16 protein-coding genes are annotated in these 17,382 nt (G+C 66.0%); 11 read left to right on the top strand and 5 right to left on the bottom strand.

All coding sequences use genetic code 11. From position 1 onward, the window contains the following. Positions 1–87 precede the first annotated feature (87 nt). From PKE71_RS10275 to PKE71_RS10235, 9 genes are all read left to right on the top strand, one after another. Complete coding sequence (locus tag PKE71_RS10275) at positions 88–516, top strand: nuclear transport factor 2 family protein (RefSeq protein WP_271186881.1); 429 nt, start codon at positions 88–90, stop codon at positions 514–516. 57 nt (positions 517–573) lie between these two features. Continuing rightward, on the top strand, positions 574–1,062 hold the full coding sequence (locus PKE71_RS10270; protein ID WP_271186880.1) for a nuclear transport factor 2 family protein: 489 nt from the start codon (positions 574–576) through the stop codon (positions 1,060–1,062). Beyond that, positions 1,059–2,402, top strand: a complete 1,344-nt coding sequence (locus PKE71_RS10265) for an MFS transporter (protein WP_271186879.1) — start codon at positions 1,059–1,061, stop codon at positions 2,400–2,402. Before PKE71_RS10270 ends, PKE71_RS10265 begins: the two co-directional genes overlap by 4 nt. 144 nt (positions 2,403–2,546) lie before the next feature. After that, positions 2,547–3,512, top strand: coding sequence for a winged helix-turn-helix transcriptional regulator (locus PKE71_RS10260; RefSeq protein WP_271186878.1), 966 nt, complete (start codon positions 2,547–2,549; stop codon positions 3,510–3,512). Between the two features lie 63 nt (positions 3,513–3,575). Continuing rightward, complete coding sequence (locus tag PKE71_RS10255) at positions 3,576–4,499, top strand: SDR family NAD(P)-dependent oxidoreductase (protein WP_271186877.1); 924 nt, start codon at positions 3,576–3,578, stop codon at positions 4,497–4,499. Beyond that, the gene (locus PKE71_RS10250) at positions 4,496–5,569 is read left to right on the top strand and encodes an NAD(P)H-dependent amine dehydrogenase family protein (protein WP_271186876.1); all 1,074 of its coding nucleotides are present in this window, start codon (positions 4,496–4,498) and stop codon (positions 5,567–5,569) included. The genes PKE71_RS10255 and PKE71_RS10250 overlap by 4 nt, the downstream gene beginning before the upstream one ends. After that, positions 5,566–6,024: a nuclear transport factor 2 family protein gene (locus PKE71_RS10245; protein WP_271186875.1), complete on the top strand. Its 459-nt coding sequence runs from the start codon at positions 5,566–5,568 to the stop codon at positions 6,022–6,024. The genes PKE71_RS10250 and PKE71_RS10245 overlap by 4 nt, the downstream gene beginning before the upstream one ends. Positions 6,025–6,026: 2 nt before the next feature. Next, positions 6,027–6,587 (top strand): nuclear transport factor 2 family protein, encoded by a 561-nt coding sequence (locus PKE71_RS10240; RefSeq protein WP_271186874.1) that lies wholly within the window; start codon positions 6,027–6,029, stop codon positions 6,585–6,587. A gap of 1 nt (position 6,588) precedes the next feature. Continuing rightward, entirely contained in the window at positions 6,589–7,332 is a 744-nt protein-coding gene (locus PKE71_RS10235) for an SDR family oxidoreductase (protein ID WP_271186873.1), read from the top strand. 89 nt (positions 7,333–7,421) lie between these two features. Here the strand turns inward: PKE71_RS10235 and PKE71_RS10230 are convergent, their stop codons facing one another. After that, a complete protein-coding gene (locus PKE71_RS10230; RefSeq protein WP_271186872.1) occupies positions 7,422–9,737 on the bottom strand; it encodes a TonB-dependent receptor in 2,316 nt (771 codons plus the stop codon). A gap of 506 nt (positions 9,738–10,243) precedes the next feature. Between PKE71_RS10230 and PKE71_RS10225 the strand changes: the two genes are divergently transcribed. Together PKE71_RS10225 and PKE71_RS10220 are read left to right on the top strand one after the other, a co-directional pair. After that, positions 10,244–11,503 carry an acetyl-CoA acetyltransferase gene (locus tag PKE71_RS10225; RefSeq protein WP_271186871.1) on the top strand — a complete coding sequence of 420 codons (1,260 nt, stop codon included), beginning with the start codon at positions 10,244–10,246 and terminating at the stop codon, positions 11,501–11,503. A 6-nt stretch (positions 11,504–11,509) separates the two neighbouring features. Next, on the top strand, positions 11,510–12,715 hold the full coding sequence (locus PKE71_RS10220) for an acetyl-CoA C-acyltransferase (protein ID WP_271186870.1): 1,206 nt from the start codon (positions 11,510–11,512) through the stop codon (positions 12,713–12,715). Positions 12,716–12,739: 24 nt separating this feature from the next. On the opposite strand, the gene PKE71_RS10215 is transcribed toward PKE71_RS10220, so the two are convergent. Genes PKE71_RS10215 through PKE71_RS10200 form a run of 4 tightly spaced genes read right to left on the bottom strand, consistent with a single transcriptional unit; the run spans position 12,740 to position 17,289 of the window. Next, the gene (locus PKE71_RS10215; RefSeq protein ID WP_271186869.1) at positions 12,740–13,891 is read right to left on the bottom strand and encodes an efflux RND transporter periplasmic adaptor subunit; all 1,152 of its coding nucleotides are present in this window, start codon (positions 13,889–13,891) and stop codon (positions 12,740–12,742) included. 59 nt (positions 13,892–13,950) lie between these two features. Continuing rightward, positions 13,951–15,432 carry a TolC family protein gene (locus PKE71_RS10210; RefSeq protein ID WP_271186868.1) on the bottom strand — a complete coding sequence of 494 codons (1,482 nt, stop codon included), beginning with the start codon at positions 15,430–15,432 and terminating at the stop codon, positions 13,951–13,953. Continuing rightward, complete coding sequence (locus tag PKE71_RS10205; RefSeq protein ID WP_271186867.1) at positions 15,422–16,618, bottom strand: ABC transporter permease; 1,197 nt, start codon at positions 16,616–16,618, stop codon at positions 15,422–15,424. Before PKE71_RS10205 ends, PKE71_RS10210 begins: the two co-directional genes overlap by 11 nt. After that, positions 16,615–17,289, bottom strand: a complete 675-nt coding sequence (locus PKE71_RS10200; protein WP_271186866.1) for an ABC transporter ATP-binding protein — start codon at positions 17,287–17,289, stop codon at positions 16,615–16,617. Before PKE71_RS10200 ends, PKE71_RS10205 begins: the two co-directional genes overlap by 4 nt. Between the last annotated feature and the right edge of the window lie 93 nt (positions 17,290–17,382).

The following is a 17,382-nucleotide window of genomic DNA, read 5'->3' as shown; positions in this document are numbered from 1 at the left end:
AACCCGGAATCCCGTCCCGTGTTATGACTTGCATTACATTACCTTAAATGGCTAGGCTGCGCTCGCAACTCACCGAAAGGCGGCGGCATGGCGCATATCGACACCGTTCATCGCATCATCGAAGCCTGGAAGCGCGGCGATATCGAAGCCGTGCTGGACGCTGTCTGCGAGGATGTTGTCTATCACTATCATGTCGGCTCCCGCCCGCTGGAGGGCCGCGACGCCATCCGCCGCTTTCTCGAAAAATTCGGGGCCGGGCAGACGGAGATCGCCTGGTCGATCACCCGGCACAGCGAAACCGGCGACCTGCTGATGGTCGAAGGGGTCGATGATTATGTGAATGCCGATGGTGTGCGTATCCGCACCCCCTATGCCGGCGTTTTCGAATTCCGCGACGGCCGCATCTGGCGCTGGCGGGACTATGTCGACAGCGCCGCGATTGCTGCGGCGCGCGCGGGCGAGCCTGTGCCGGCCTGGGTCGAGCCCCTGCTGGCCGGCGAGTCCGGTTCTGCTTGACGCGCCGGACTTCTCCCGCTCTTATGACTTGCACAATAAAACCTATGGGAGGAATTCATGCGCAATCTTGTCGTCGCTCTCGCGCTGAGCGTAGCCATGCCTACCGGGGCCGCGCTTGCCGACACCGGCACGCAGCAGACCTCTGACAATCCGAAAGTCCAGGTCGTTCTGGACATGGTCGATGCCTGGAATACGCAGGACTGGGACCGCGTCGTCTCGATGTTTGCCGAGGACGGTTCGCTGCATTCCATGATGGTCGACCCGATCGTGGGCCATGAAGCCCTGGCGGCCCGGATCGGCCATATCGGCGCCGGTATCGAGGAGATCACGCTGAATGTCCGGAATATCGGCCAGGTCGGCGATGTTGTCTTCATCGAGCGGGTCGACGAGTTTGTCTATAACGGTCATGCGGGTGCCGTACCGGTGGTCGGCGTCATCGAGATCAATGATGACGGCTCGATCCAGGAGTGGCGGGAATACTATGACCGCGCCGAGCTTCTCGAAGCCATGGGCATTCACACCGACTTCGACGCAGAAGCCCGGTGAGTGACGCGACGGCCGGCGGCCCGGGCGGGGCCGCCGCCAGCGAGGACGGTTACCCCGCGCCGGCCGTGGCCTGGGCGATGGTGGCCGTACTCTTCATCGCCTACATCTTTTCCTTCATCGACCGCATGATCATCGGTCTTCTGGTTGAGCCCCTCAAAGCCGACCTGGATCTGACGGATACGCAGGTCAGCCTGCTGCAGGGCTTCGCCTTTGCGATCTTCTATACCGTGATGGGCCTGCCGCTGGGCCGGCTGATCGACCGCTCGACACGCCTGCCCATCGTTGCCGCCGGTGTGGCGCTGTGGAGCGTGATGACCGCGTCCTGCGGCCTGGCCGTACACTACTGGCAGCTCTTCCTGGCACGCATGGGCGTGGGGGTCGGTGAGGCGACCCTGTCGCCGGCCGCCTATTCGATCATCTCGGATTCCTTTCCGCAGAAACGCCTGGGCCTTGCCATGGGCGTTTACGGCCTGGGATCGGCCGTCGGCGCGGGCCTGGCCTTCCTGATCGGCGCCGTCGTGATCGAGATGGTCGCCAATGCGGGGTCGATTTCCCTGCCCCTGTTCGGCGAACTCAGCGCCTGGCAGGCCACCTTCATCATCGTCGGAATGCCCGGCCTGCTGATTGCGGGCCTGTTCATAATCCTGCCCGAACCGCCCCGTCACGGCGTCGCCGCCGGGACTGTGCGCGAAGCCGTGCCGATGCGCGAGGTGATGAGCTTTATCCGCAAACGCGCCGGCGCCGTGCTGGGACTGTGCTTCGCGGTCGGCATGGTGAATTTCGCCGTGTTTGCCGCGGTTTCCTGGTTCCCGGTCTTCCTGATCCGCGTACACGGCATGGACCTGGCATCAGCCGGTCACCTCGCCGGCGGCGCGCTGATCATCGGCGGACTGATCGGCCTGGTGGGCGGTGGCTGGGCGACAGACCGTTTCGGCGGCGGGACGGCGGCAGGGCGCCTCGCCTTCTGCGGCTTTGCGGGCCTTGCGGGGACCGTGTTTGCCGTGATCTTCCCGCTGGCCGGATCGCCCGCGCTGTCGGCCATCGCCTTCGTGGTCTTCTTCTCGGCAGCAGCCGTGCCCATCGGCGCCGCCGCGAGCGCACTTCAGCAGCTCACACCCAACCGGATGCGGGCCACCCTGTCGGCGATCTACCTCTTCGTGGTGAACCTGATCGGCCTGGGTGCCGGACCGACCGCCACCGCGCTGGTGGGCGACACCTTCTTCCCGTTCGATGACGGGGTGCGTTATGCCATCGCGATCGTGTCGCCGATCGGCTTTGCGATTGCCACCGGCCTCTTCTTCCTGTCGGCCGGCTATGCCCGGCGGGAGGTCAACGTCTGAGGTCTGTCCGGCCGGTCTGATTGTCGCAGACCGGCCGGCAGCCTTGCGATGGCGGGCCATGGCGCTTAACAGGTATCACTGCGCAAGCGGAGCGCGGATTCGGGCTCCGCATCAGATCAACAGGAACCCATCGCGCCTCACGACATGTCCGACCGCAAATTCATTCGTACCTGCTCGATCTGGCGTGCCCTCGAAGTCGTCGGCGACACCTCGATCCTGCTGATCCTCGAGGCAAACTGGCTCGGTGCCCGCCGGTTCGAGGAGCTGCGCAACCGGACCGGCCTGCTCAAGCCGCTCCTGTCCGACCGCCTGAAACGCCTCATGGCGGCCGGCGTGCTGGAGAAGACGCCCTACAGCACCTCGCCCAAACGGTTCGAGTACCGACTGACCGAGAAGGGCCGTGGTCTCTACTGGACGGCACTGATGATGCTGCGCTGGGAGCGCCGCTGGGGCCCGAGCGAGGGCAAGATCTCGATCACCCTGCGCCACACAGGCTGCGGCCACGAGTTCGAGCCCGTGCCCGCGTGCGGCGATTGCGGCGGCGAGATCCATGCGCGCGAGATGGCCTGGAGCGAAGGCCCGGGCCTGGGCTGGATGACGCCGACCTATTCACGCCGGCGCCGCCACCGCGACACGGCAACGAACCGCGAGGCCGACTCCATCCTGCTGGACCATGTCGCCCAGATCACCGGCGACCGCTGGGCGAGCCTGGTCCTGCGGTCGATCTTCACCGGCCTGCGCAAGTTCGACGAGATCTGCGAAGACACCGCGATCGCGACCAATATCCTGTCCGAGCGCCTGAACTGGCTCTGCCAGATCGGGATGCTGGAGATGCACCCCTATTCAACGCGACCCAACCGCTATGAATACCGGCTCACGGAAAAGGCGATCGACTATTACCCGATCCTGCTGATGCTGCTGCAATGGGGCGACACCTATTACGTCTCTCCGGAGGGCCCGCCGTTGCTGTTGACGCACAAACCCTGCGGCCATGAGCTGACCCCGGTCGTCGTCTGCTCGCATTGCCGCCAGCCTGTCGCCCCGGAAGAGGTGACCTTCGAGATCGCGGAAAGTCCGGGCCGCGCCCCGGACGCGACCGGCAGGGCCTGACCAAAAACGGTCACCGCGCCGAAACTGACTTGCACTATAAAACCATCGTTTTATAGTTTGCTTATGCAAGCTTCAAATCCCTCTCGACGGCCGCTCGAAGGCCGGGTCGCAATCGTCACCGGCGCCGGCAAGGGGCTGGGGGCGGCATTCGCCCGCGAGCTCGCCCGCCAGGGCGCCCGCATCATCGTCAACAACCGCCTCAAGCCCGGCCGCGCCGACGAAGCCGCAGCCGTCGCTGCGGAAATCCGCGATGCCGGCGGCGAGGCCGTTGCCGAACACTCCGACATCACCGATCCCCAGGCCGGCGAACGCCTCGCCAAGGCCGCGCTCGATGCGTTCGGACAGCTGGACATCGTCGTCTGCAATGCGGGCATCACCGGACCGGCCGCCAAATTCTCACCCGAAGGGCCGGCAACGATCCGCGCGGTCATGAACACCAACCTCTTCGCCACGGCCGATATCCTGGCAGCATGCCAGCCTGCTCTGGAAGCCTCGTCTGCTGCGCGCGTGCTGATGGTCTCGTCCTCGGCCGGGCTCTATGGCGTGCGCGGCCGTGCTGCCTATGCGGCCTCCAAGGGCGCCATGAATGCCTTCGCGCTGACCCTGGCCGACGAATGGCGCAAGCCGGGCATCCTTGTGAACGTGCTGTGCCCCTATGCGGCCACCCAGATGACAGCGGATGTCAGCCGCCCGGACGAGATCGATCCGCGCCTTCTGCCCGAGCATATCGCCCCCGCGGCGGCCTGGCTGGTCTCGCCCGACCTCACCCGCACGGGCGAGATCTGGCTTGGCGGGGCCGGCTGGCTGCGCAAGATCAGGATCGTCGAAACCGAAGGCGGGCCGATGCCACAGACCCTCGACGCGTTCGACGCCTTTGCCGAGACCCAGTCCGGCCTGGAAACCGCGCGGGGCTTCCCCGGTGCGGAGCCGGCCTTTGCCGACCTCTACAAGACCATGGCGCGGCACAATTCGGAGCCGGGCAAATGACCCTGCGTGTGATCCAGTGGGCCACCGGCGCCATGGGGCGGACCTGCCTCCAGGCGGTCATCGACAGTCCGGAAACCGAACTCGTCGGACTTTATGTCTATGGCGACCGCAAGGCCGGCCGCGATGCCGGCGATATCGCGCGCCGGGATCCGGTGGGCGTGGTGGCCACCCGCGACATCGAGGACATCCTGAAACTGGACGCCGATGTCGTCATACACGCGGCCCGGCTGGACCCGCCTTTCGAGCGCCATGACGAAGACATCCAGCGCCTGCTGCGCTCGGGCAAGAATGTCGTGAGCATCAATGGTGGCACCAATCCCGACTACTGGCCCAAGGCCCGCCGGGACGCGTTCGAGGCCGCCGGCCGTGAGGGCAATGCCACCTTCATGGGCGCCGGTCTGAATCCGGGCTTTGCCGCGGAAAAACTGGCCGTTCTGGCGACCGGTGTGTGCAGCGATGTCAAACGCGTCTCGATCCACGAGATTGTCGACTGCCGTGCGGTCAAGAGCCCGGAATACGTCTTCGACGTGATCGGCTTCGGCGCCGAGGTCGACACCGTCGATCCCAATTCACCGGACTGGGCACCCGCCGGCATGATGAATGCCCTGTTCGAGGAAGTGACGGCCTGCGTCGCGCAGCGGCTGGGCTGGACCGCCGAACGCGTCATCAAGGCGCACAGCCTGCGGCCGGCGCGGGTAGCCCTCGAGATCGCAGCGGGACGGATCGAACCGGGACGCGCGGCGCGTATCGACTGGCTGTGGCAAGCCGAAGCCGACGGCGCCGTACGCGTCGAACTTGGCGTGTCCTGGACCATGGAACCGCCCGATCCGGCCGAAGCCGAGCCGGGTCTGTGGTCGATCCGGGTCGACGGCACGCCCAGCGTTGCATTGAGCTTCGGTCTGGAACCGCCGGCGGGCTGGACCGATCGCACCACGCCGGAAATGCTCGGCGTCGCCGGCGCCGTCCTCAATACGCTTCGCCACGCGGTCGCCGCTGAACCCGGCATTTCACAAACGCCGCTCACCCTGGCCTGGCAGGCACCGGGCGCCGAAAGGAAGGCCCGCAAATGAGCCGAAAAACCGAGATTCTCCAGTCCATCATCGATGTCTGGTGTCGCGATCAGGATATCGACGCCGTGCTGACCCATCTCAGCGATGACCTGGTGTGGCACTACTCCGCGATCTCGCAGCCACCCAAGCATGGCAAGGCCGGCGCCCGGGAATTCCTGGAGGCCTACAAGGCGAAGGTCCGCAATCCGCACTGGCGCATCTTCAGGATCGCCGAGACCGAGGACGCCCTGTTCGTCGAAGGTGTCGATGCCTTCGACACGGCAGACGGTCACCATGCGGTCGTTCCCTATATGGGCATCCTGGAATTCGACGGCGATCTGATCACCGGCTGGCGCGACTATTTCGACCGCGGCTCTGCCGATCGCAGTGCGGCCGGAATGCCGCTGCCTGACTACACCAGAGCGCTGACGGCTCGTCCGGCAGTACTCGAACCGTCCCGCAAGACAAGGAATTGACCATGTCCGACACGATGCCCGATGACGACAGTACCCTGATGACCGAGCTCCGCGCCCTGCTGGACAAGCAGGCCATCTACGAGGTCCTTGTCAGCTATTGCCGCGGAGCCGACCGGGGCGATGCCGACCTGATCGCTGCGGCCTATCACGACGACGCCATCGAGGATCATGGCGGCACGTTCAAGGGCCCGGCCGCGGACTATGTGGCCACCATGCGCAAAGTCCTGCCCAAGGCGCCGCGCATGACTCACGCAATTACCAACATCATGATCGAGCTCGACGGCGATCGCGCCCTGACCGAGTGCTACATCATGACCTTCTCCCGCCGCGACACCGGCGTCGACGATCCGTTCGACAGCCTTACCATGGCGCGCGTCATCGACCGGTTCGAGCGCCGCGACGGCCGCTGGGCGATCGCCCATCGCCGCCTCGCCTGGGAGTGGAACCACGAAATGCCGCTGCATGAGAGCTGGGGCCGCGGCGCCATCGCGCCAGACCCGGCGGCTCTCGTTCGCGGCGCCAAGAAACCCGACGACATTCTCTACAGCCAGGACTGGAGCTGACATGAAGATCGAAGGCTGCACAGCGATCGTTACCGGCGGCAACCGGGGCATCGGCCTCGGCTTTGTCGAGGAATTGCTCGACCATGGCGCGGCACGCGTCTATGTCGGCGCCCGCAAGCTCGCCGATGCTGAAGACGTCGCGAAGACGGATCCCGCCCGGATTGTGCCCGTCGAGCTCGACGTCACCCGTCCCGACCAAGTTGCCGCTGCCGCGGACAAGGCGCGCGATGTCACGCTCGTGGTCAACAATGCCGGCGCGTTCGAGATGCAGCGCCTCTACGGCACTGACGACCCCGATGCGGCCCGGCGCGAGATGGAGGTCAATTATTTCGGCGTCCTGTCGATGAGCCGGGCCTTCGCGCCGGTCATCGCCGCGAACGGCGGTGGCGGCATCATCAATGTGCTCTCCGCCGGCGGTATCGTCGCCGTTCCCGACATGGGCGGCTACAGCCCGTCCAAGTTTGCCGCCCGCGCAGCGTCAGACTGTTTGCGCGCGGAACTGGCGCCGCTGGGCGTGGGCGTGACGGCCCTGATCGTCGGCTCGGTCGACACACGCATGGCCGCGCATGTGAAGGTGAAGAAGTCGCAGCCGCGCGATATCGGCAAGGCCGGTCTCTGGGCCATCGCGAACGGCGTCGCCGAGCACGACACCGATCCGCATTCCATCGCCGTGCGCGCGCATCTGGCGCGCGATCCCCATGGCCTGGCCAAGTCGATGGCCGACCGGATGGCGCCGAAGACCTGAGCCGGGCAAAAAACGAGCCGGCCCGTCATTGACGGCCGGCTCAGGCGGGAGTGCAGCCCCGGCGCCATGGCGCCGGGGCTTTTGCATGTCTAGAAGGTCGTCGAGAGCTCGATCCCGTAGGTGCGCGGCGCGCCCAGGCGGGACACCTCATCGCCGAAGAAGGCGATGATATTGGTGCGATAGATCTCGTCGGTCAGATTCTTGCCCCACACCGAGACGGTCCAGTCCCGATCCGGCGGCGTCAGAGTGACACGGCCGTCAAGCAGGCCGTATGCGTCTTCCGTCTGGGCGTTGTCCGGTGCCCAGAACATCTCGCCCTGATAGCTGTAATTGCCACGGATGGAGAGCGCGTCCCGCCAGGCACCGACATCGAGCGTCAGCTCGGCACCGACATTGAACTGGGTCTCCGGGGTCCGCTGAAGCGTGTTGCCGGACGTGTCCAGACCGTTGCTGTCGACAAAGTCGACATATTCGGTTTCCAGCACCGTGGCGCCCGCCCACATCATGAGGCGGTCGGTGGCGGCAAACTGGAACTCGGCCTCGATACCCATGATCTCGGCGTCGGCCGCATTGTCGGTGATGTTGCACAGGCAACCGTCATCGGTCTGCGTCACCTGCAGGTCCTGATAGTCCATCATGAAGGCGGCGATATTGAGCCGGGCGCGCCGGTCGAAGAAGTCCAGCTTGGCGCCGAACTCGATGTTCTCGACCGTCTCCGGATCATAGCCGGCCTGGGCGGCCGCCGGATTGGCGGGATCGTCCTCGAAACCGCCACCCTTGTAGCCGCGCGACCAGGTCAGGTAGAACAGGGCATTGTCATTGGGCTCGTATTCCGCCGTCACCTGCGGCGTTACTTCTTCCCATTCCATGCCGTAATTCGCCGAGAAGGTGTCGCCTTCCACATAGGTGCCGGCGAGCGGCGTCAGGGCCACCTGGTCGGTCGGGTTGAAGGCGTCGCCACCTTCCACAGCCCGCGCAAACACGGTGCCGGACTTTTCATCCCGCGTGTAACGGATACCCGCCACGACCCGGAAATTCTCGGTGAACTGGTAGCCCAGCTGACCGAAGACCGCGGCAGATGTGGTTTCCGCGAAGTTGTCCCAGTGCGATTCACCGGAGAGGGTCGCCAAGGCCGGGAAGGGAACTTCCGCCCAGAACCGGTCGTACTTCTCGACTTCGTCATGCTGGTAATAGGCACCGACGATCCAGTCGAAATTGCTGTCGCCCAGATCGGAGACAAGCCGGAATTCCTGGGTGAACTGGCTGATCTCTTCGCGTTCGTTGACCGGGAAACGGAACAGGAGCGGCGAAACGATGCCATAGCCGCTGTTCGGCCCCATGCCGGTCTGGTCATAGAGATTGTAGGCGTGCCCCTGGCGATAGCCGGTGATGCTGGTCAGGGTGGCGAGATCGCCGATATCCCGGTCGATGTCGAGCGAGACACCCCAGGCTTCACGCCGCAGTGCCTGCGGGGACTCCACCGTGTCGCCCGCATAGATCGGGTGTTCCGGGAAGCTCTCGCGGATGTCCAGCGGCCGGCCACGGGCGGTACCGATCAGCTCGCGCATGGCGCTCCACGGCCCTTGCGTCGCCGGATCGGGGCCGTCGATCGCCACGGAATGGAAGCCGTTCGACTCGTCGTCCATATAGTCGATGACGAGGCGGGCCGAGACATTGCCGTCGATCGGCTGGAACAGCAGCTGTGCCCGGGCCTGCAAGGAGCGCAGATCGTCCAGCTCGCGGTCATGCAGCAGATCGTGGTTGAAACCGCCCCGATCGCGGGACGAGAAGGAAATCCGGCCTGCGAGCACCTCGTTGATCGGGCCGGTCACATGGCCCCGCACGAGCGTTTCATTGTAATTGCCCAGGGACACCGACAGGGCACCGCCGGTTTCGAACTCCGGGCTGGCCGTCACGATGCTGATGGCACCGCCAACCACATTGCGCCCCAGAAGCACACCCTGGGGGCCGCGCACAACCTCGACCCGTTCGATGTCGTACATGTCGGCATTGAACAGCCCTGACCGGCCGACATAGACGTCGTCCAGGAAGATGCCGATCGACTGGTCGGCCGACGGTGAGTCGAGGCGGGTATTGGTGATGCCGCGGACGTTGAATTCCTGATCCAGCGGCGACAATGCGGTGAAGGACAGCGATGTCACGCTGCCCGCCAGGTCCTCGAAGCTGAGGATCCGGTCCTTTTCGAGATTTTCCCCGCTGATCGCCGAAACTGCGATCGCGGAATCCTGGACGCTTGCCGCACGGCGTTGCGCCGTGATCTGGATCACGTCGAGCTGCGGGCCCGAACCGGTGTCTTCCGGCTCGGGGGTCTGGGCATAGGCTCCGGCCGCCCCGGTCATTCCGAGTATCAGAGCCAGCGCCGTCATTTGTTTGAACTTATTCACGGTATTCCTCCCCTTCGGTGCACCCGAAGCTGCCTTGCCAGCGCTATTGGTTTGAGGGCCGCACCGGAGGGAACGCTACACGCAGCGAGTTAGGTTCGTCAATGCAAGTTAGTACGGATTCTTCTAACGGGGCGATAAATCGCGATATATAAGGGACTTGCCGCCATTGTTCGGCGAATATGCACTTGCGCACTGAAACCAGAAGATCGGCTGTCTGACCGTGCACGCTGGACGTCCCGCACCCGGAACGAACTTGCGAATCCAAACCGGGGTGGTCCTGCGCAGACGCCGCAACAGGCCGCACGGCTTCGCCTTTATCGCGCCTGCAGACAGACTTGCACAGGCCACCAGCAGCAGGCTCACAGCTCTCCACTTGCTCCATGATCGTAGCATCGATAAAGTGGGTTTGACTACGCAAGTTAATTCATTGTCAGATTGCCCGTCGAGATCATCATCGCCTGACGGCCAGAGTGCCAAAAGCCGCCGAACACCGAAAAGGGGACGCCATGACCTATCGATCGACCGCCCGGACCAGCGCCCCGCCCGTCTTCATTCTCGGCGGCGCCCAGAGCGATTTTGCGCGCAACTGGACGCGCGAGAACAAGGGCCTGTTCGACATGATCGCCGAGACCACGGCTGCCGCACTCGAGGATGCGCGGATCGATGCCGGCGATGTCGAAGTGCTCCATGTCGGCAATTTCGCGGCGGAACTCTTCTGCGGCCAGGGGCTGCTGGGCGGGATGGCCGTCCACGCCAATCCCGCCTTTGCCGGTCTGCCGACCAGCCGGCACGAAGCGGCCTGCGCGTCCGGTTCGATGGCGATCCTGGCGGCCATGGCGGATATCGAAGCCGGCCGCTACGGCCTGGCCGGCGTCATCGGCGTCGAGATGATGCGCAATGTGCCGGGGCAAACCGCAGCGGAGAATCTCGGCGCCGCGGCCTGGGCAGGACGCGAGGCTGTCGGCGCCCGTTATCTCTGGCCGGCCATGTTCTCCAGCCTCGCCGCCGAATATGACCGCCGCTACGGGCTGAACCCGGAACATCTCGCGGAAATTTCGAAGATCAACTTTGCCAACGGACGCCGCAATCCGAATGCCCAGACCCGGAACTGGGAGTTCACCGAGCGCAGCTTTGCCCAGGACGATGAAGCCAATCCGGTTATCGAGGGCTGGATGCGCAAGAGCGATTGCGGTCAGGTTACCGACGGTGCGGCCGTGATCTTCCTCGCCTCCGAGGCGGTTGCCCGCGAGTATGCCGACGCCCGCGGCCTCGATCTGGAAGACATTCCGCGACTTAAAGGCTGGGGCCACACCACGGCGCCGCTTCTGCTTGAGTCAAAGCTGGCGGAGAGCGCCGGCAGCGACGGCTATATCTTCCCCTGGGTGCGCAAGGCGATCACCGACGCCTACGCCCGGGCCGGCCTGTCAGGGCCGGACGATCTGGACCTGGTGGAGACCCATGACTGCTTCTCGGTCACCGAATACATGGCGATCGAGCATTTCGGCCTGTCGGCTCCGGGCGAGGCCTGGAAACCGGTCGAGGACGGCGTCATTGCGCCGGGCGGCAAGCTTCCCTTCAACCCGTCGGGCGGCCTGATCGGCCTCGGTCACCCCGTCGGCGCAACCGGGGTGCGCATGGCGCTGGACGCGGCCCGCCAGACCTCGGGCAAGGCCGGCGACTGCCAGGTCGAGGGCGCCCGGACAGCGGCGACCTATAATGTCGGCGGATCGACGACCGCCAGTGTCAGTCTGGTGATCGGGGTCTGATCGGGCATGGAAGTCTATGTTTACGACGCGGTGCGGACACCGCGCGGCAAGTCGAAGGCGAGCGGCGGGCTTGCCGAATTCACACCGCAGGAACTGGTCGGCCAGCTGATCGGTGCACTCAAGACCCGGAGTGGCGAAGACGCGATCGAACGGGCGGCCGGGCTGACGCTGGGCTGTGTTGGCCAGATCGGCGCCCAGGGCGGACATATCGCGCTGGTCAGCCGGCTGCACGCCAATCTGCCGCCGCAGATGCGGGCGCTTTCGCTTAACAATTTCTGCGTTTCCGGCCTGACGGCCGTCGGCCTCGCCGCCAGCGACGCCCTTGCGCTTGGCGACGACCGGCTGCGCATCGCCGGCGGCATCGAGATGATGTCGCGCGTGCCCTTCATGGGCGATCACGCCTTCTATTACGACGACCCGGAAACCGCCGCACGCCTGCGCTATGTACCGGTCGTCCTGTCCGCCGATCTGATGGCCACGATGAACGGCTATGACAAGGCGGCCCTCGACGCCGTGACGCTGCGCTCGCACCAGCGCGCCGCTGCCGCCTGGGCACGCGGCGAGATGGACGGGGTTGTGCCGATTGTCCGCGCGGATGGATCGGTCGCCCTCGCCCATGATGAAGGCATACGCCCCGACACGACGGCGGAAAGCCTCGCCGCGATGGAACCGGCCTTCGCCGGGCTGGGCGCCAAAGGGTTCGACGCCATCATGCTCGCGGCGCGTCCGGAACTTGATGCCATCCGGCACGTGCATTCCGTGGCCAACTGCCCGCCCACCTGCGACGGCGCCGGACTGGTGCTGATCGGGTCGCGGGCGGCCGGCGAGGCGGCCGGCCTCACCCCGCGCGCACGGATCCGCGGCTTTGCCGAAGCCACCGCCGACCCCGTCCTGCAACTCACCGCCGGTTTCGCCGCGATGGACAGCGTTCTCGCACAGACCGGACTGGCGATCGGCGATTTCGACCGGATCGAATTCATGGAAGCCTTCGCCGCCACGCCGGTCCGCTTCGAGCGCGAATACGCACCCGATCCCGACAGGGTCAATCCCGATGGCGGACACCTGGCAATGGGTCACCCGATGGGGGCATCAGGTGCCATCCTGCTGGGCACCATTGTTGACGGTATGGAGCGCCAGGGGGGCAGTCTTGGACTGGTTGTGGTGCACGGCGGTTCGGGCGTTGGCAGCGCCATGGTGGTCGAACGGGTTTAATGCGGGCCGCCAGCAGGCGCCGGGTCAGTTCTGCCAGACGATCGTGTCTCCCGGCGCAACACCCTCCCCCAATACGACACCGGCCGGACCGGTTGCCCGGATCTCCACCTGTACGCGGCGCGGCGGCGCGCCGGGCGCGTCCCTGACATGAACCCAGGCATCCCCCGGCGTGCCCTCGACGGCCTGTGCCGGCACCAGGAGAGCCGCATCATCGGCAAACACCACCACATCAATGTCGGCCGTCATGCCGATCCTTACCGACTCAGCGGCTGAGTCCGGCAGGGGATCCAGACGGGCCGTAGCCGTGAACTCGGCCAGCTGCCCCGCGGCCGACACCTCCGCCTGACCGGCAACCGCCGTGAGCGTGCCGGTGAGCTCCACCCCCGGAAAGCCGGGCCCCGCGACCCGCACGGGAGCACCGGGGCGGAGCGCCGTCACATCGCCCTCGTCGAGCCGGAAACTCACATCAAGCGCATCCGGACGCGCAATAATCAGCAATGGCCGGCCGCGGCTGACCCGGCTCCCGGCACGCAGCGGCTCGCCCAGCTCACCGTCGGCATCAGGCGGCCGCACCACAAGACCGGCGACCGGCGCGCGAAGGGTTGAATTGGCCAGCTCGGCCTCGATCCGCTCAAGACGCTCTCGAGCCAGATCGCGCTCGAGCAACGCGATCCGGCGCTGGTTTCCCGTACCTCGCTCACGCGTCGCGTCCAGCTGCTCAAGCGCCTGGTCCAGCTGCATGCCCAGATCGCGGCGCTGCTGAACCAGCCCGTCATACTCCCCGCGGGGGACCAGCCCACGCTCCAGCAAGGCCGCGGTTTCCTCGAGACGCCGCTCAAGATCCGACAGGTCTGCCCGGGCGCCTGCCACATCACGGCGAGCCCGGGACATTTCCGGACCGTTCTCCCAATCCTCCAGCTCCGCGGCGTCGGCCTCGGCGCGGAGAAGCGCCGCTTCGGCCTGGGCACGTTCGCGCTGCAGGTCTGCCGGATTGAGCGTGACAAGCGGGTCTCCCGCAGCAACGCGGTCGCCGACATGCACGTGCAAGGTCTCGATCACGCCTTCATAGGGTGCGAGCAGATCTGCACGGTCACCGGGACTGATGCGGCCGGTGAAACCCAGCACGATCTCGACGGGACGGGGTTCCAGGACCAGGCTTTGCGTCGCACCGGTCACAGGTGCACCCGCTCCCGGGCCGCACCCGGGGGACAGCATGAGCAGCGCCGCAGCTGCAATCAGGGTTCGAGCGTGATGCGCCATGTTTCAAGCGTACTCCCGATTTGCTGGTCCAGCGCGGTCAGCGCGTTGAGGTAGGCGATCTCGGCTGCAAGCGCCTGGATGTCGGCCGTGCGCAGCCCGGCCTGCAGCGAGAGGATCTCGAAGTTCGAGGTCCGGCCGGCCTGCAGCTTTTCCTGCTCCAGTTCCAGGGCACGTTCGGCGAGATCCCGTGCCCGGCGTGCGGTCTCCACCTGACGCCATCGCGCCTCGACCTGCTGCACCGCGTCGCGCACCTGGACCTCGACGGCCTGGGCCAGATCCGCCGATCGCAATTCCGCCAGATCGAGACTGGTGCGGGCACGCACCACGCCCTGTTCGGCCGACACGTCGCCCAAGGGAATCTCGACGCGCAGGCCAGCCGTTACATCCGTCTCATCCTCATAGACTTCCGCCAGTCCCTGTTCGGCGCCCCGCTGCGTAACCGCACCGAACAGCGAGACATCCCAGCGCCGGCGATCCCGCGCCAGCACAAGGGATTGGCGGGCCTGCTGGACGGCAATGTCCTGCGCCAGCACATCCACGCGATTATCCAGGGCCAGTTGGATCGCGCGAACAGTGTCGACGGCGACATATTCCGCATCGACAGGTCCGGCGGCCTGGATGTTCGTTCGCGGATCGAGTGCAAGAAGGCGGGTCAATGCAAGCTGGGCACTGTTGAGGGTCTGCTCGGCCTGCAGGCGGGCAACATCCTGGGCTGCGACGGCTGACTCGGTCTGCACGATATCGGCAGCCGCCATCCGGCCCGCCTCGACGAGGCGGCGATTGGTCTCCAGCAGGGCCCGCGCACGCTCCAGCGATATGTCGGCCAGCCGTACCTGTTCCTGCGCCTGCATCAAGCTGCGATAAGCAAAAACGATAGCGGTAATCGTATCCGAAACCGTGCCCTCCAGCCGGAGACGGTTGATCCGCTCCTGCAGCCGCGCAATCCGGACCGGGGCAAGATTGACTTCGGGCCCGGCACCGCGGACCAGCGGCTGGCTGACACTCACGGTCGCCGATTGGGACAGACCGCCACCGGCACCGCCGAGCCGTTCGGTGAGCTGCCAGGTAAAATCGATCTGCGTGCCCAGTGGCGTCACAAGGCCTATCCCCGGCGAGACCGATGCCTCGGACCGGGTTACACCCCTGGAAACCCGGCGAACGACTTCCGCACGCAATTCACCGCGCGGCGCAAAGGCCCGCTCGGCGACATAGAGATCGAACCGTTCGGCCGCGCGCTGCAGATGGGCAGCCTGCACCGTCCGGTTCCGGCGAAGCCCCAGCGCGACAGCCTCGTCGAGCGTGATCTCGATGACCTGTCCGCCCGGAACGGGATTGTCCGGCGGCGACGGCACACCGGCGAGCGGGTCCGGTTGAGGCAATCCTTGCCGGGCCTCCGCCGGAACCCAGTGCACCGCCAGGGCGGCTACCGCAAGGAGAAGGGCAAGACTATTCCGCACGCAAGGCCTCGATCGGATCGACCCGGGCAGCAGCGAAGGCGGGATAAAGACCAAAGGCACCACCGACCAGAACGGCCACCGCAGGGCCGAGCACGGGTATCCACCACGCCGCCACATAGTCCCAACCGGACAGCAAGGAAAACAATACTGTAACGCTCATTCCCAGTGCCGCCCCCAACATCCCGCCACCGAGTGACAGGATCGCGGCCTCGATCGCGAACAGGGTGCGTATATCGGCCGGGGTGGCGCCAAGCGCTGCCCGCAGACCGATTTCGCGGCGGCGTTCCATCACACTCATCAGCATGACGTTCAGTACTCCAATCCCGCCGACAACCAGCGATATCCCTCCGATCCCCGCCAGCAAGCGCGCAATGAGGCCCGTTTGGCGCTTCATGGCCGCGATCATCTCGCGCGCACTGCGCACGGTCACCGTCGCGGTGGCATTGCCCAGCGCCGCCGCGAGACGCGGCCCTGACCGGTCAGGATCGGCTTCTGGCTGCAACCTGACGAGTGCCACGGTGGGGTCCCCGGCAGCCAGGGCGCGCCGGGCGCAGGAGAGGGGGATCAGGATCGACCGGTCATAATCGACGGGGCTGAGCGCCTCCAGCGGCGCCGGTTCAAGCACGCCGACAAGCGTGAAGACATAACTCGCCAGGCTGAGCCGTTCGCCCGGTTCGAGGACGGCCTGACCGGCCGTCAGATCACGTGCGACGACTGAGCCGGCAACGGCGACAGGGACACAGGCATCGAACGGACCCAGCGCGCGGCCGCGCGCGACGTCCAGCCCGGCAACCTGGAAGATGGCCGGGGTAACGGCAACGATCATGGCGTCTTCTTCCGCGACCTGCCGCCTGTTCAACGGCCGCACCCCGTCCCGCCCGATGGCCAGCGGTGTGGCTTCAACCACATCGGGATCGCTCGCAGGAAGCCGCTCGATCGTTTCACGATCGAGACGGACCGGGCCTTCGCCGGCCGGAATGCCGCGCAGGACCAGCATGTCGACCCCCATCTGCTCGAACCGCTTCAGCGTCTCGGCCTGGGCGACATGTCCGAGATTGGTCAGCGCCACGATCGCAGCGGCACCGATGACGATGCCGAGCAGCGCCAGCAGCGAGCGCGCACCCTGACCCCGCAGATTGGTCAGCGCTTCGAGGGCAAGCGCTGCCGGTGGCGGCCCCGCCCTCATGCCGCCTCCCCGGCCACCCGGCCGTCCCGGATGTTGATCGTGCGGTCGCAGCGGGCGGCCGCTTCACGGTCATGCGTGACCATGACGATAGTGACACCCAGACGCACATTCACATCGCGCAGGAGATTGAGCGCGGCGGCGGCACTGACACTGTCCAGGCTGCCGGTCGGCTCGTCTGCCAGTACCAGTGCGGGCTCGCCGACCAGCGCGCGCGCCAGCGCAACGCGCTGACGCTGCCCGCCGGACAGGGCATCCGGCCGATGCGCGGCCCGGTCCGACAAACCGACCTTGTCGAGCGCAGCGAGTGCCTTTGCCCGGCGCTCGTCCCTCCCGACGCCGCGATGAAACAGCGGCAGCGCGACATTCTCCCAGGCTGTCAGGCGGGGCAGAAGCTGGAAGGACTGGAAGACGAAGCCGATGAGCCGGTTGCGAAGGCGGGCGGCCTCTGCCCGGCCGGCAAGCACGACCCGCTCGCCACCGAGCGACACATCCCCGGCATCCGGCTTGTCCAGCAAGCCGATGATGTTGAGCAAAGTACTCTTGCCGGACCCGGACGGTCCGCGCACGGCCACGAATCCACCGGCTTCCACATGGAGCGACACATCGTCGAGCGCGGTCACACGGCCTGCGCCGTCGCCATAAGTTTTCGTGACACCTGTCAACGCCAGCAAACCGTGTCCTCCATCACAGATGCTACCTCCACTGTGCTCCACATCAAGCCCAAGTACGAACGACGAAGGAGCCGGGCACGCGATACGTGCCCG

Origin of the sequence: Maricaulis virginensis, from assembly GCF_027922185.1 — a bacterium.
In the GTDB taxonomy this organism is placed as follows: Bacteria; Pseudomonadota; Alphaproteobacteria; order Caulobacterales; family Maricaulaceae; genus Maricaulis; species Maricaulis virginensis.
Note: the sequence above shows the minus strand (reverse complement) of the source record. Positions and strands in the feature narration are given on the sequence as shown.

Coding starts and splice junctions, on each gene's coding strand:
- PKE71_RS10245 (WP_271186875.1), top strand. CDS start 5,566: ATGAGCCGAAAAACCGAGATTCTCCAGTCCATCATCGATGTCTGGTGT.
- PKE71_RS10240 (WP_271186874.1), top strand. CDS start 6,027: ATGTCCGACACGATGCCCGATGACGACAGTACCCTGATGACCGAGCTC.
- PKE71_RS10220 (WP_271186870.1), top strand. CDS start 11,510: ATGGAAGTCTATGTTTACGACGCGGTGCGGACACCGCGCGGCAAGTCG.
- PKE71_RS10260 (WP_271186878.1), top strand. CDS start 2,547: ATGTCCGACCGCAAATTCATTCGTACCTGCTCGATCTGGCGTGCCCTC.
- PKE71_RS10255 (WP_271186877.1), top strand. CDS start 3,576: ATGCAAGCTTCAAATCCCTCTCGACGGCCGCTCGAAGGCCGGGTCGCA.
- PKE71_RS10225 (WP_271186871.1), top strand. CDS start 10,244: ATGACCTATCGATCGACCGCCCGGACCAGCGCCCCGCCCGTCTTCATT.
- PKE71_RS10275 (WP_271186881.1), top strand. CDS start 88: ATGGCGCATATCGACACCGTTCATCGCATCATCGAAGCCTGGAAGCGC.
- PKE71_RS10205 (WP_271186867.1), bottom strand. CDS start 16,618: ATGAGGGCGGGGCCGCCACCGGCAGCGCTTGCCCTCGAAGCGCTGACC.
- PKE71_RS10270 (WP_271186880.1), top strand. CDS start 574: ATGCGCAATCTTGTCGTCGCTCTCGCGCTGAGCGTAGCCATGCCTACC.
- PKE71_RS10235 (WP_271186873.1), top strand. CDS start 6,589: ATGAAGATCGAAGGCTGCACAGCGATCGTTACCGGCGGCAACCGGGGC.
- PKE71_RS10250 (WP_271186876.1), top strand. CDS start 4,496: ATGACCCTGCGTGTGATCCAGTGGGCCACCGGCGCCATGGGGCGGACC.